Source organism: Corynebacterium sp. KPL2895, assembly GCF_040225815.1.
GTDB lineage: Bacteria > Actinomycetota > Actinomycetes > Mycobacteriales > Mycobacteriaceae > Corynebacterium > Corynebacterium rhinophilum.
In genome coordinates, this window is sequence record NZ_JBEHFY010000019.1 from 33,802 (window position 1) to 46,329 (window position 12,528).

Below are 12,528 nucleotides of genomic sequence, written 5' to 3' on the forward strand. Positions count from 1 at the left end.
CCGGGCTGGGCTTATTTGAGGAAGGCACCCAAAATCGTGCCGATGTGGCCGAGGTGCTCGACCTCAGAGGCTAAGTATTCTGGACCGCCGGTGCGGCCCATGGCGATGACCATCCCGGTATCTCCCAGGGGAGCGGCCGCCAGGGCGGAATCGAGCAGTGCCCAGCTTTCTGGCACCCACTCGTCCTTATCGGGGTGCAAGGTGCGTGCGCTGTCGATGTTGAGGTCGACAGGAATCGTATCGTCATCGGCAGGGGCTGCGTTTGAGGAAGCGACGCGGTGAATCGGCTCATTATTGTCAATGACGATGGCCCACGTGGAGGTCGCTGCCTTTGGAATGGCCGCGACGACTTCCTCCATTGCTGCCGTGACGTTTGAGGCATTGGCGGCCACGCGCGCTAATAACTCGATCTGTCCGCGCCGGTCCACGCGGCCGCTGAAGGGCCGAATCGAATCTATTTCCACGCCATGGACGGAGGAGGCGGCGGTGATGAGTGCATCAGCCATCGCGTCTGCGGGAAGCTCAATGACAATGTCATCCATGACGGTGCTATCCGGGAAGGTTTCTACGATGTCAACCGATTGGATATTTCCGTCAACCAGCCCGAAGGCCTCCGAAAGCTGGCCCAAACTACCAGGGGTATCGGGAAGCAGGACACGGATTAGGTAAGACATTAAGTCGCACGCTTTCAGTAGCTTGTAGTCCCATTTACGATACCTGGGTCACAGTGCGGCGTTCAAGGGGCAATAATTCGGGGTGACTCGGCAACTGCGCGGGTTGGTGCAGTATTATGGAGCCTTAGCAATTTACATAGTACGCGCGGGAAAATAATTTTTACCTGCGCGTCGATTATGGAAAAAGGATGGAGTTCGCGTGTCTGAGATTTCGCGTGATGAGGTAGCCCACCTTGCCAAGCTTTCCCGCCTGGCATTAAGCGATGAAGAGCTAGCCCAATTCGCAAGCCAGATTGATGAAATTGTTGATTCCGTTTCCGCAGTAAGGAATGTGGACACTGAAGGCGTGGAACCGATGAGCCACCCGCACTCCGTGGATGCACCGATGCGCGAAGACGTCATCGTGCGCACCCTTACCGCCGAGCAGGCCTTGGATCAGGCGCCGGCCGTGGAAGATGAGCGATTCGTCGTGCCACAGATTTTGGGAGGAGAGTAAATGACCAACGTTGTCGTACCTGCGGAGGGACTGACCTCTTTGACCGCCGCCGAGCTGGCGGAAAAGATTCACTCGCGCGAGGTGACCTCCCGCGAGGTTACCCAGGCCTTTTTGGATCGCATTGCGGAAACCAATCCCGAACTTAACTCCTTCCTGCACGTGGGGCAGGAGGAAGCACTGGCGGCTGCCGATGCCGTGGATAAGGCCCTCGACGCCGGCGAAAAGCCTGCATCGGCATTGGCCGGTGTGCCGCTGGCTTTGAAAGACCTGCTGGTTACTACCGATGCCCCCACCACCGCCGCATCCAAGATGCTTGAAGGCTACATGTCTCCCTACGACGCCACGGTGACCAAGCGTCTGCGCGAGGCCGGTATCCCGATTTTGGGTAAGACGAACCTGGACGAGTTTGCCATGGGTTCGTCCAATGAGAATTCCGCCTTTGGCCCAGTACACAACCCGTATGACACCGATCGCACCCCGGGTGGCTCCGGCGGCGGCACGGCAGCAGCACTTGCTTCGGGGCAGGCTCCTTTAGGTATTGGTACCGATACCGGCGGTTCCATCCGCCAGCCGGCGGCGCTGACCAATACCGTGGGCGTAAAGCCCACCTACGGAACGGTGTCTCGCTACGGCCTAATCGCGGCCGCCTCCTCGCTGGACCAGGCAGGTCCGTGTGGTCGTACGGTGCTCGATACCGCACTTTTGCACGAGGTTATTGCCGGCCACGATGCCTTCGACGCCACGTCTGTGGATAAACCGGTTGCCCCCGTGGTGGAGGCAGCCCGCGAAGGCGCGAATGGCGATCTGAGCGGCGTCAAGGTTGGACTCATCAAGCAATTCGAGCGCGATGGCTGGCAGGACGGCGTGATGGAGAACTACCACGCCGCCGTGGAACAGCTGCGCGAGCAGGGCGCGGAAATCGTCGAGGTGGACTGCCCGCACTTCGATGAGGCATTGGCCGCCTACTACCTGATCATGCCGTGTGAGGTCTCTTCCAACCTGGCCCGCTTTGATGGCATGCGCTATGGCCTGCGCGCTGGCGATGACGGCTCTCACTCTGCGGAGCAGGTCATGTCCCAGTCCCGCGCAGAGGGATTCGGACCCGAGGTCAAGCGCCGCATCATGCTGGGCACGTATGCGCTGTCCGTGGGCTATTACGATGCCTACTACCTGCAGGCGCAGCGCGTGCGCACCCTGGTTGCCCAAGACTTTGCCCGCGCCTTTGAGCAGGCTGACGTGCTGGTTTCGCCAACCACCCCGACCACGGCGTTCAAGCTGGGGGAGAAGGCCGAAGACCCCATGGCTATGTACAACTTCGACCTGTGCACCTTGCCGCTGAACCTGGCCGGCCTGTGTGGCATGTCCGTGCCTTCCGGCATGGCTGCAGATACCAACCTGCCTACCGGTTTGCAGATCATGGCACCGGCTTTCCAGGATGACCGCCTGTACAAGGTGGGCGCAGCCTATGAAGCCAAGCGCCAAAAATAGCCGCGCTATCTAAAATCGTTGTCACTGTGAAATAGCTGCGGATTAGATAACGATTCGTTTACACCCCTGTCGGACGCCCATCCGGCAGGGGTAAATTATTGGGTATGACTTTGAAAAAGATTGCAACCGCGACGTTGTCCGTCTCCGCAGCTGCGCTCATGACCATGGGCGTCGCAAACGCTGAGGAACCCGCAGCAAACCCCGCACCGGCTGAGTCCGGTACCGAGGTAGCAGACACCACCGCCAAGAGCGACTTGGTGGAATCCCTGCCGGCAGACGCTGACAAGCTGGTACCGAATATTGAGGGCCAGACCATCACCGGTGAGCTGCACTCCGTCAAGGAAGACGGCAAGTTCACCGTGCAGTTCGACAAGGATCAGTCCTTGGTCCTCAATGATGGCTGCAATACCTACACCACCTCCTACGATGTGGATAAGGATGGCACCATCCACGTAGGTGACTTCGCCTCCACCTTGGCGGCGTGCGATGACCACACCCAGGCACTTTCTGATTCCCTGCGTGACGTACTCGAGTCCGAGCCTTCCTTCTATGCTCTGCCTGACGGCCAGGCCGCACTGGGCACTGAGGACAACGCCGTTGTCTTCAACGTTGTTGAGTAAATACTCACAAAACCACTCAGCACCATGATCCTCCTTAGTGGGGGACCATGGTGCTGTTGTTTATGTGGCGGGGTGGACTACTTGGCATCGGAAAGCGCGTAGGCGGCTCCGGCAGAGGCGGCCGTCACGGCGAGGACTGCTGGCCAAGAGCCAATCTTCTTTGCCAATGGGTGGGAGGCGCCGAACGCGCCGACATACAGGGCGGATAGGCCCGCGGTCGTGGCTGGATTGGTTTTCTTGGCCCAGGAACGGCCGGCCCACAGGCCCGCTGCGCCGAGGATGACGCCGCCGAGCGGGCGAATGCCGGTCTCGCGGGCGGTGACCCAACCACCGATAAGGCCGAGGGTAACGGTGGTGGCGGTGGATACGTCTTGTGGCTTTTTGATATCAATCATGGACATGGTGGCCAGTCTAGGCCTGATTTGTGTGCCCCGCTAGAATTCCTGCCATGACTGTGGAGACTAACCTGCCATCGGAGCGCCAGGCATGGCTCGCCATGTTCGCCCTATCCCTCGGTTTCTTTGTATCCCTGTTGGACCAGTCGATGGTGGCCATCGCCCTGCCGGATATTCAGGCGGATTTGGGCGCCACGGTCAATGAAATCATGTGGGTTTCGGCAGCCTTTTTGCTTGCCGTGGTGGTGCCGCTACTTTTTACGGGGCGGCTTGGTGATGTCCTAGGCCAGCGCGCCCTGTTTTGTATCGGGGTGGCGCTATTTGGGATCGGCGCAGTGGCCTGTGCGCTGGCGCCGTCGATAGAAGTGCTCATCGTGGCACGCATCGTGCAGGGCCTGGGCGCATCCTTGGAGATGCCACAGACGATGTCCGTTATTAACCGGGTATTCGCCCGCGAGCGGCGCGGGCGTGCGCTCGGGGTGTGGGGGATTATCGGCTCGGTGGCGTCATTGGCCGGGCCGCTAGTCGGCGGGTTCCTCGTGGCTTCTTTTGGCTGGCAGGCGGCCTTTTGGGTGCATATTCCATTTGTTATCGCCGCCATTGTGCTGGCCCTGCTGTGGATACCGAAGCTACCGACGACGGCCCAGGACATCGATAAACCTTCGGCTATAGTCTCGCTCATTGCGCTTGGCTCGATTGTCTTTGGCATCCAACAAGGCCCAGAGCTGGACTGGGATTGGCGGGTGCTGGTGGTGCTTGCCATCGGCATAGTTGCAAGCATCGCGTTCGTGCGCCTGCAGGCTAGTGCGCAGGATCGCGGCTCCACGCCGCTCTTTCCGGTGGAGCTCTTCCACAACCGCAACTATGCGGCCGGCTCCGTAGGTATCTTGACCATGGGCTTTATGGCGGCTTCTGTCATGTTGCCGGTGATGTTGTGGCTGCAATCGGTCAAGGGGCTATCCGCCGGAGAAGCCGGCATCATCGTGGCTCCCATGGCGCTGGTCTCGATGCTGATGTCACCCATCGCGGGCATCCTTACGGACGCGGTGAATCCGCGCTTGATGGGGCTGGTGGGATTTAGCCTCATGATTGCCTCGCTGTGTCTGGCCTGGTGGGTCATGCATGCCGATGCCAATCCGTGGTGGCTGGCATTGCCCATCGCCGCCCTAGGAATTGGCCAGTCCTTTATCTGGGGCTCCAACGCGGCAACGACGCTGCGCGATATTTCACCTCATCACATGGGCGCAGCGTCGGGGGCGTATAACACCTCCCGCCAGGTGGGATCTGTGGTAGGCGTGGCTTTAGTCTCCGCCGTCATGCAAACGGGTAATCCGACCACAGCGATCATCAATTCGATTCTCGTGATTGTTATCGCGCTGGTGGTGGGGCTTATCTCCTCGCTGCGCTACGTGGACACGCTGCATCGATAAAAATCCTGCGCTAAATTGGGGATCATGCGTCTAGCTGTACTGACTTCCGGTGGCGATTGCCCCGGCCTGAATGCTGTAATCCGTGCGGTTGTGCGAACCGCATCCAACGAATTTGGCGATACCGTCGTGGGCTACGAAGACGGGTGGGTTGGCCTTTTAGAAGACCGTCGGCGCGATCTCTACGACGATGCCAGCATCGACCGGATTCTTCTGCGCGGCGGTACCATCTTGGGCACCGGCCGGTTGCACCCCGATAAATTCAAGGCCGGCTTGGAACAGATCAAGACGAATATGCGCGAGGCCGAAGTCGATGCCCTCGTTGCCATCGGCGGCGAAGGTACGCTCAAGGGCGCTAAGTGGCTTAACGATAATGGCATCCCCGTCGTGGGCGTGCCGAAGACCATTGACAATGACGTCAACGCCACGGACTATACCTTCGGCTTTGATACCGCGGTATCGGTGGCAACGGATGCGATCGACCGCCTGCACACGACGGCGGAGTCCCACAATCGCATCCTCATCGTGGAGGTCATGGGCCGCCACGTAGGCTGGATTGCTCTGCATGCCGGCATGGCCGGCGGCGCACACTACACCGTGATCCCAGAAGAGCCCTTCGATATCGCGGAAATTACCAAGGCGATGGAACGCCGCTTCCAGATGGGCGAGAAGTACGGCATCATTTGCGTGGCTGAAGGAGCCCTGCCGAAGGAGGGCACCATGGAATTTGAAGCCGGCGGCGTCGACCAATTTGGCCACCAAACCTTCAACGGAATTGGCCAGGTCATTGGCGATGAAATCAATAAACGCACCGGCTATGACGTCCGCACCACCGTGTTGGGCCACATTCAGCGCGGCGGCACACCCACCGCATATGACCGAGTCCTGGCGACCCGCTACGGCGTGCACGCTGCCCGCGCAGCGCATAACGGGGATTCAGGAATGTGTGTGGCCCTGCACGGCGAAGACATCGAGCTTGTGCCATTGGAAGAGGCCGTGGGCACGTTGAAGACGGTGCCAGATGCCCGCTACCGCAATGCGCAGGCGCTCTTCGGCTAAACCCTTTTCAGTTCCCCGCCGTCTCGAATATTAAGATCGCCCTCTCACATGGTGGGAGGGTACTCTTTTGTATATGAGTACCGATAGCGCTACAGAAAAACAGGAAGAACGGCAAGTGCTCATCGCGGCGCTGGGTTTTCCCATACTCGTAATCATCGGCGGCATTATTGGCTATATCGCCCCTGACACCGCGGCATCCTTTGCCCCGCAGGTAACGCCGCTGTTAGGCATCGTCATGTTCGGCATGGGGCTTACCCTCAAGCCCGTAGATTTTGCGCTCGTGGTGCGCAGGCCGCTGCCGGTGGTGCTCGGCGTGGTGGCGCAGTTCGTCATCATGCCGCTCATCGCGCTCGCCGTGGTGGCAGTCATGGATCTGCCAGAGGCGGTCGCGGCCGGAGTGATTTTGGTTGGCTGCGCCCCAGGTGGCACGAGCTCTAACGTGGTGTCCTACTTAGCGCGCGGCGATGTCGCGCTTTCGGTGACCATGACCTCCATCTCCACTCTCTTGGCGCCCATCCTCACCCCGCTATTGACCTTGTGGTTGGCCGGCGAACACATGCCGGTCTCCGCGGCATCGATGGCGTGGTCCATCGTTAAGGTGGTGCTCGTCCCAGTCATCGCGGGCATCGTCATCGGCATGCTGCTTCCCCGACTCGTGGCAAAGATTCAGGCGGCTTTGCCGTGGATCTCCGTTACCGCGATTGCCTTGATCGTGTGCATCGTGGTCGGCGGCGCGCATGACAATATTGCCACCGCCGGTGCGCTGGTCTTTGCCGCCGTGGTCATTCACAATGCGTGCGGCTACGGGCTGGGCTATCTCGCGGGTCGCTTTACCCGCCAGCCGGTTCCGGTGCGCCGCACCATGGCCGTGGAGGTGGGAATGCAAAATTCCGGGCTAGCTACCAGCCTTGCCTCTTCCTACATGAGCCCACTGGCCGCCTTGCCCGGCGCCGTCTTTTCCGTGTGGCACAACTTGTCCGGCGCGATTTTGGCAGCGCTGTGCCGCTTTAGCGATGCCCGCAGGGCACAGTCAGCTAAAAATTAATGGTGACAGCAGGGAAGTCTTGGTCTACGAACCAGGGCTCTTCCGTAATGGTGAGCGGAGGTTGGCCTTCCTCGAAGGCTAAGGTATCGCCGCCTTTGACGGTGGCGCCTTGCAGGATGTGGTCGGCGATATTTGCCAGCTTGTAATAGAGGTCCGTCGGATCCATCGAGCTGGTGCGCGCCTGGATTTCCGGGTGGCCTGCTTGGACCAGGCCCATGGAGTAGCCGCGGAGCTCGCCGCCAGATTGGGTAATCCACACCGGCGCAATGTGCATGGGCGCGAGGTTATTGCGCACGGCGTCATTAAACATCGCAGGGGAGATGTAGACGTTTCCGCGCGGGTTGTGGATGATGAGGCAATTGGGATGCTCGGCCACTGCGGACGTCGCCTGGGACAGCAGCTCGAGGTGCTCGCGACGCGGCTCGCGAAATTGATGGGAGAGGTCGTGTTCCTTGCTATCAGGAAGGACCGAGACGAGCACCTGGGATCCCGCAGTGTTGAGGTCGCCGGCATCGGCGCTCAAAATGGGGTGGAGGCCGTAACTATCTGGGGTGGGTGCAGAATCAATGGTCTGGTAGTGCAGGAGAAACGCGCCATCGATAGGCACCACGAGGCTACCCGGGTTCTTGCCAGGAGTAATCTCGCCGACGCGCCCCGAAAAGGTGCTGCTGACGGCGTCTTTGATCTCATCGGTAGTAGGGGCGGTGGAAAAGACCGCGATGTTAATCAGTGGGGCATCGACAAGCGAATTGTCTACGGTATGTGGAGTCGTCATGACAGTCACCCTAGGGGCTAGCGCGCGAGAGTGCACGGACGTATTAAGATGGCACGCATGACTGCTGCGATGTATGACCTGATGGACTTCGACGAGGTCCTCGACAAGTATGAACCGGTAATGGGCATGGAAGTCCACGTGGAGCTGGATACGGAAACAAAGATGTTTTCCACTTCTGCCACGAACTTCAGCGCAGCCCCTAACTCCAATACCGATCCGGTATCGCTGGGCCTTCCCGGGGCACTCCCCGTGGTTAACTCCAAGGGCGTGGAGGGTGCAATCAAGATTGGCCTGGCGCTTAATTGCTCCATCGCGGAATCCTCGCGCTTTGCCCGCAAGAATTACTTCTACCCGGACCAGCCAAAGAACTACCAGATTTCCCAGTACGATGAGCCGATTGCCTATGACGGCTACCTCGACGTTGTGCTGGAAGACGGCACGGAATGGCGCGTAGAGATTGAGCGCGCCCACATGGAAGAAGACACCGGCAAGCTGACCCACCTGGGTGGCGCCGATGGTCGCATTCATGGCGCCACCGCATCCCTGGTGGACTGCAACCGCGCGGGCATTCCGCTCATTGAGATCGTCACCAAGCCCATCATCGGTGCTGGCGAGCGCGCCCCCGAAGTGGCTAAGGCCTATGTCTCGGCGCTGCGCGAGCTCGTCGCCGCCTTGGGCGTGTCCGATGCCCGCATGGATCAAGGTTCCATGCGCGTGGACTCCAACCTTTCCTTGCGCCCTATCGGCCAAGAAGAATTCGGTACCCGTACCGAGACGAAAAACATCAACTCCATGCGCTCGGTCGAACAGGCGGTGCGCTTTGAGATGCAGCGCCAGGCGCAGGTCTTGGACGATGGCGGCAGCATCGAGCAGGAGACCCGCCACTACCAAGAGACTGATGGTTCTACCTCTAAGGGCCGCCCGAAGGAGACCGCGGAGGACTACCGCTACTTCAACGACCCGGATTTGCCGCCGGTCATTGCCCCGCGCGAGTGGGTAGAAGAGCTGCGCGCAACCCTTCCGGAGTTGCCGTGGGTCCGCCGCGCCCGCATCCAAAAGGAGTGGGGCATTAAGGACGAGGAGATGCGCGACCTGGTCAACGCGGGCGCGCTGGATCTCATCGTGGAGACGGTCGAAGCCGGTGCGAAGCCGGACGAGGCTCGTTCCTGGTGGGTGTCTTATCTTGCAGGTAAGGCCAATGAGCAGGACAAGACCCTGGCTGAGCTTGATATCACCCCGGCCCACATCGCCCGCGTCATCGCCTTGGTTAAGGAAGGCAAGCTGACCACCAAGCTGGCGCGCCAAGCCGTCGATGGCGTGCTGGCGGGCGAGGGCGATGTTGACGAGGTCGTCGCCAAGCGCGGCCTCGAGGTCGTGCGCGATGACGGGGCCATCGAAAAGGCTGTGGATGATGCCTTGGCCGCGAACCCGGACATCGTGGAGAAGTACCGCGCCGGCAATAAGAAGGTCACCGGCGCGATCGTCGGTGCCGTGATGAAGGCGACGCAGGGCAAGGCGGATCCGGGCCAGGTTAATAAGCTGATCGCGGAGAAGCTGAGCTAAACGCCCACTAATCCAGCCGGTCTTCGGCCCTGCATCCGGCGGGGTCGGAGGCTGGCCTTCGTGGTTTTTAAATTGACTATAGTTTTCATTTGGGCAGGTCAGGGCGGTAAAGCGTAGACTATGTGACATGCCAATTAAATCTAAAGTTCTGCAAAAACGAGCCCGGGTGCACCATTTCGCACCGTAGAAATCGAACGCCGCGATCCCCGCGAAGATGACGTCGTCATCGATATCAAGGCGGCAGGCATTTGCCACTCGGATATTCACACCATTCGCAATGAGTGGGGCGAGGCTCACTTCCCGCTCACGGTGGGCCACGAGATCGCTGGCGTGGTCGAAGCCGTAGGGGACAAGGTCACTAAGTTTAAGGTGGGCGACCGCGTGGGGGTCGGCTGCTTGGTCAACTCCTGTGGGGTGTGCGAGCAGTGCCGCAATGGGCAGGAGCAAAACTGCCTGAACGGCTCGGTGGGAACCTATAACTCTGAAGACGTTGATGGAACCATTACCCAGGGCGGCTATGCGCAAAAGGTCGTGGTCAATGAGAATTTCGTGTTGACGATTCCAGAAGGCCTCGACTTTGATGTTGCCGCCCCGCTCTTGTGCGCCGGTATTACCACCTACTCGCCCTTGGCCCGGTGGCAGGTCAAGGAAGGCGATAAGGTAGCCATCGTTGGCCTTGGCGGACTGGGCCACATGGGTGTGCAGATCGCCGCCGCCAAGGGGGCTGAGGTCACCGTCATTTCCCGGTCCCTGCGCAAGGAACAAGAAGCCTATGGGCTCGGCGCGAAGCGGGTACTGGCATCGGGTGAGGACCCCGATTTCTTTGCTAACCACAAGGGCGAGTTCGATCTGATTTTGTCCACCATTTCCGCCTCCTATTCCCTCAATGACTACCTGCAGCTGTTGAAGCCCCGGGGGATCATGTCTGTGGTCGGCCTGCCCCCAGAGGAATTGGGAATCACCATGGGCAACCTCGTCGGTGGCGGCAAGGTATTGACCGGAAACAATATTGGCGGCATTGCCGAAACCCAAGAGATGCTGGACTTCTGTGCAGAACACGGTATTGGCGCGGTCATCGAAAAGGTGGGCGTTGATGACGTTGACGCAGCCTATGAGCGGGTTGTCGCCGGTGATGTAAAGTTCCGCTTCGTCATTGATACAGAAACTTTCGCGGATTAAGTATGTAAGCTACTTCATCAACAAAAGATGTTGTATTGTATTTCACGCACGTGCAAGTAGGATTTCGTTATTGGCTTACGTACCATGTGCACAGGAGCACACTCCTGCGCCGCGCCTCCCTGCATGCGTCGGGGGATAAGGAGGGGGCCTGGAACGCGCGCACTGGTGTGTGAAAATTATCCGCTACAAAAGTTAGGCAACTGTGTCTTATAAAAATATTCTCGCCATGGCCATGTCCTTCGTGGGCCTGCTGGTAGGCGCAGGCTTTGCTACGGGCCAAGAGGTCGTGCAATATTTCACCGCCTTCGGCTCCTGGGGTATTGCCGGCATTATTGTCGCAGCGGCCATTATGACGCTGGCGGGCACCGTGTTCTTGCAATTGGGCAGCTATTTCCACGCCACTGAGCACAACACGGTCTTCCGCAAAGTCACCCATCCCATCGTGTCCAAGCTATTGGACGTGGCCGTTATCATCACGCTCTTTGCCATCGGCTTCGTGATGCTGGCCGGTGCAGGTTCCAATATGGAGCAGCAATTTGGTTGGTCGGCTTGGATCGGCTCGACGCTGATGCTGGGGCTCGTGATTGCCGTCGGCATGATGGACGTCAATAAGGTGTCCAAGGTCATCGGTATGCTCACCCCGTCCATCATCATCGCCGTCATTGGCGTGGCCATCTACACCATGTTCCATATGCCAGACGATATTGGAGCGGCGATGGAAGCTTCCAGCCAAATCGATACCCCGATTGGCAACTGGCTGGTCTCCGCGCTGAACTACAACGGTCTGGCTTTGATGCTGGCGGTATCCATGTCGCTGGTCATCGGCGGCGATAATATTAGCCCGCGCGAGGCCGGCTGGGGCGGCATCTTCGGTGGCATCGTCTACTCCGTCATGATGGGCCTGGCAGGTTTTGCGCTGTTGATGAACGCCGAGGAGATCGAGGGCTCCGATATTCCGATGCTGTCCTTGGTCGATAGCGTCAACCCAGTCTTGGGTGGGATCATGGCCATCGTTATTTACCTGATGATTTTCAATACCGCCATTGGTATGTTCTACGCATTGGGTAAGCGCCTTTCCGCGGGCAACGAGGCAAAGTTCCGCGTTATCTTCATCGCCGGCTGTTTCGCAGGCTTCGGCGTCTCCTTCTTCGGTTTCAAGACCTTGATGCAGTACGTCTACCCGGTCATCGGTTATATGGGTATCGCGATGGTGGCCGTCTTGGTCTTTGCGTGGTTCCGCAGCCAGTCCAAGATTCAGGACGAGGCGCTGCGCCGCGAGCGCGTGCGTTCGCTGATGCACCTTAAGCTGAATCCGAACAAAGAATACGACGCAGATCGCTACGACGACGAGATTGGCCAGCACCTCGAGGATTCCAATATGGATAGCGAGTCCCTCTATGAAGAGCTCGTGACCGAGGTGACGGAAAAGCTCGACGGTGATGACGATGTGGACTTTGATAAGGAAGAATTTGAGAAGCAAAACCAGGACGATCACACCTACTACATCGAACGCGAGGGCGTAGAGCACGACCGCTCGCCGGAAGAGATTGAAAAGTGGATCGAAGAAACCGGTGCTATCGGTGACCCAGAGGAAGACGATGAGTCTTCCGAAGCGGAAAGCTCCCAGAAGTAATCTCGCCTTAGAGCAATAAATTTCCCTCCCCTGGATTTTGAACTGGCCCCCGAAAGTTGGACTGGTTTAATTCTAGGTGATGAGGGGTTCAAGGGTCTGATTCCGATATTGCATCGGGGTCAGGCCCTTGAGTCGTTGTTGGATGCGTTCGGTGTTGTACCACTGGATGTGTTG

General features: G+C 59.0%; 12 protein-coding genes and 1 pseudogene. 9 read left to right on the forward strand and 4 right to left on the reverse strand.

Features of this window, described 5'->3' with window-relative positions:
• Positions 1-11: 11 nt before the first annotated feature.
• Positions 12-674, reverse strand: coding sequence for an ACT domain-containing protein (locus tag ABRP95_RS09085; RefSeq protein ID WP_349839265.1), 663 nt, complete (start codon positions 672-674; stop codon positions 12-14).
• 199 nt (positions 675-873) lie between these two features.
• On the opposite strand from ABRP95_RS09085, the gene gatC reads away from it, so the two are divergent.
• The 3 genes from gatC to ABRP95_RS09100 all read left to right on the forward strand — a co-directional run bounded on the left by gatC (position 874) and on the right by ABRP95_RS09100 (position 3,278).
• Positions 874-1,170 carry an Asp-tRNA(Asn)/Glu-tRNA(Gln) amidotransferase subunit GatC gene (gatC, locus tag ABRP95_RS09090; protein WP_005280231.1) on the forward strand — a complete coding sequence of 99 codons (297 nt, stop codon included), beginning with the start codon at positions 874-876 and terminating at the stop codon, positions 1,168-1,170.
• On the forward strand, positions 1,171-2,658 hold the full coding sequence (gene gatA / locus ABRP95_RS09095) for an Asp-tRNA(Asn)/Glu-tRNA(Gln) amidotransferase subunit GatA (RefSeq protein WP_284853538.1): 1,488 nt from the start codon (positions 1,171-1,173) through the stop codon (positions 2,656-2,658).
• Positions 2,659-2,762: 104 nt separating this feature from the next.
• Entirely contained in the window at positions 2,763-3,278 is a 516-nt protein-coding gene (locus ABRP95_RS09100; protein WP_349839266.1) for an META domain-containing protein, read from the forward strand.
• Positions 3,279-3,355: 77 nt separating this feature from the next.
• On the opposite strand, the gene ABRP95_RS09105 is transcribed toward ABRP95_RS09100, so the two are convergent.
• On the reverse strand, positions 3,356-3,679 hold the full coding sequence (locus tag ABRP95_RS09105; protein ID WP_005282483.1) for a membrane protein: 324 nt from the start codon (positions 3,677-3,679) through the stop codon (positions 3,356-3,358).
• 47 nt (positions 3,680-3,726) lie between these two features.
• On the opposite strand from ABRP95_RS09105, the gene ABRP95_RS09110 reads away from it, so the two are divergent.
• The 3 genes from ABRP95_RS09110 to ABRP95_RS09120 all read left to right on the forward strand — a co-directional run bounded on the left by ABRP95_RS09110 (position 3,727) and on the right by ABRP95_RS09120 (position 7,204).
• Positions 3,727-5,103, forward strand: a complete 1,377-nt coding sequence (locus ABRP95_RS09110) for a DHA2 family efflux MFS transporter permease subunit (RefSeq protein WP_349839267.1) — start codon at positions 3,727-3,729, stop codon at positions 5,101-5,103.
• A 24-nt stretch (positions 5,104-5,127) separates the two neighbouring features.
• Positions 5,128-6,159: an ATP-dependent 6-phosphofructokinase gene (locus tag ABRP95_RS09115; protein ID WP_284609250.1), complete on the forward strand. Its 1,032-nt coding sequence runs from the start codon at positions 5,128-5,130 to the stop codon at positions 6,157-6,159.
• 73 nt (positions 6,160-6,232) lie between these two features.
• Positions 6,233-7,204: a bile acid:sodium symporter family protein gene (locus ABRP95_RS09120; RefSeq protein WP_349839268.1), complete on the forward strand. Its 972-nt coding sequence runs from the start codon at positions 6,233-6,235 to the stop codon at positions 7,202-7,204.
• Here the strand turns inward: ABRP95_RS09120 and ABRP95_RS09125 are convergent.
• Positions 7,194-7,979: a DUF4261 domain-containing protein gene (locus tag ABRP95_RS09125; RefSeq protein ID WP_284796344.1), complete on the reverse strand. Its 786-nt coding sequence runs from the start codon at positions 7,977-7,979 to the stop codon at positions 7,194-7,196. The two genes, ABRP95_RS09120 and ABRP95_RS09125, sit on opposite strands and share 11 nt — an antisense overlap.
• A 57-nt stretch (positions 7,980-8,036) precedes the next feature.
• Between ABRP95_RS09125 and gatB the strand changes: the two genes are divergently transcribed.
• The 3 genes and pseudogenes from gatB (at position 8,037) to ABRP95_RS09140 (ending at position 12,354) form a co-directional block, all read left to right on the forward strand.
• Positions 8,037-9,542, forward strand: a complete 1,506-nt coding sequence (gene gatB / locus ABRP95_RS09130; protein ID WP_284796345.1) for an Asp-tRNA(Asn)/Glu-tRNA(Gln) amidotransferase subunit GatB — start codon at positions 8,037-8,039, stop codon at positions 9,540-9,542.
• Positions 9,543-9,669: 127 nt separating this feature from the next.
• A pseudogene (locus tag ABRP95_RS09135) lies at positions 9,670-10,721 on the forward strand (NAD(P)-dependent alcohol dehydrogenase).
• 202 nt (positions 10,722-10,923) lie between these two features.
• Complete coding sequence (locus tag ABRP95_RS09140) at positions 10,924-12,354, forward strand: YkvI family membrane protein (protein WP_005282500.1); 1,431 nt, start codon at positions 10,924-10,926, stop codon at positions 12,352-12,354.
• A gap of 72 nt (positions 12,355-12,426) precedes the next feature.
• Here the strand turns inward: ABRP95_RS09140 and ABRP95_RS09145 are convergent.
• On the reverse strand, positions 12,427-12,528 hold a 102-nt coding region (locus tag ABRP95_RS09145; RefSeq protein ID WP_349839270.1), incomplete at its 5' end, for an IS3 family transposase.

Bases quoted from the DNA above. Each gene is read 5' to 3' on its own strand.
- ABRP95_RS09085 (WP_349839265.1), bottom strand. From the start codon at position 674: ATGTCTTACCTAATCCGTGTCCTGCTTCCCGATACCCCTGGTAGTTTG.
- gatA (WP_284853538.1), top strand. From the start codon at position 1,171: ATGACCAACGTTGTCGTACCTGCGGAGGGACTGACCTCTTTGACCGCC.
- ABRP95_RS09100 (WP_349839266.1), top strand. From the start codon at position 2,763: ATGACTTTGAAAAAGATTGCAACCGCGACGTTGTCCGTCTCCGCAGCT.
- ABRP95_RS09105 (WP_005282483.1), bottom strand. From the start codon at position 3,679: ATGTCCATGATTGATATCAAAAAGCCACAAGACGTATCCACCGCCACC.
- ABRP95_RS09110 (WP_349839267.1), top strand. From the start codon at position 3,727: ATGACTGTGGAGACTAACCTGCCATCGGAGCGCCAGGCATGGCTCGCC.
- ABRP95_RS09115 (WP_284609250.1), top strand. From the start codon at position 5,128: ATGCGTCTAGCTGTACTGACTTCCGGTGGCGATTGCCCCGGCCTGAAT.
- ABRP95_RS09120 (WP_349839268.1), top strand. From the start codon at position 6,233: ATGAGTACCGATAGCGCTACAGAAAAACAGGAAGAACGGCAAGTGCTC.
- ABRP95_RS09125 (WP_284796344.1), bottom strand. From the start codon at position 7,979: ATGACGACTCCACATACCGTAGACAATTCGCTTGTCGATGCCCCACTG.
- gatB (WP_284796345.1), top strand. From the start codon at position 8,037: ATGACTGCTGCGATGTATGACCTGATGGACTTCGACGAGGTCCTCGAC.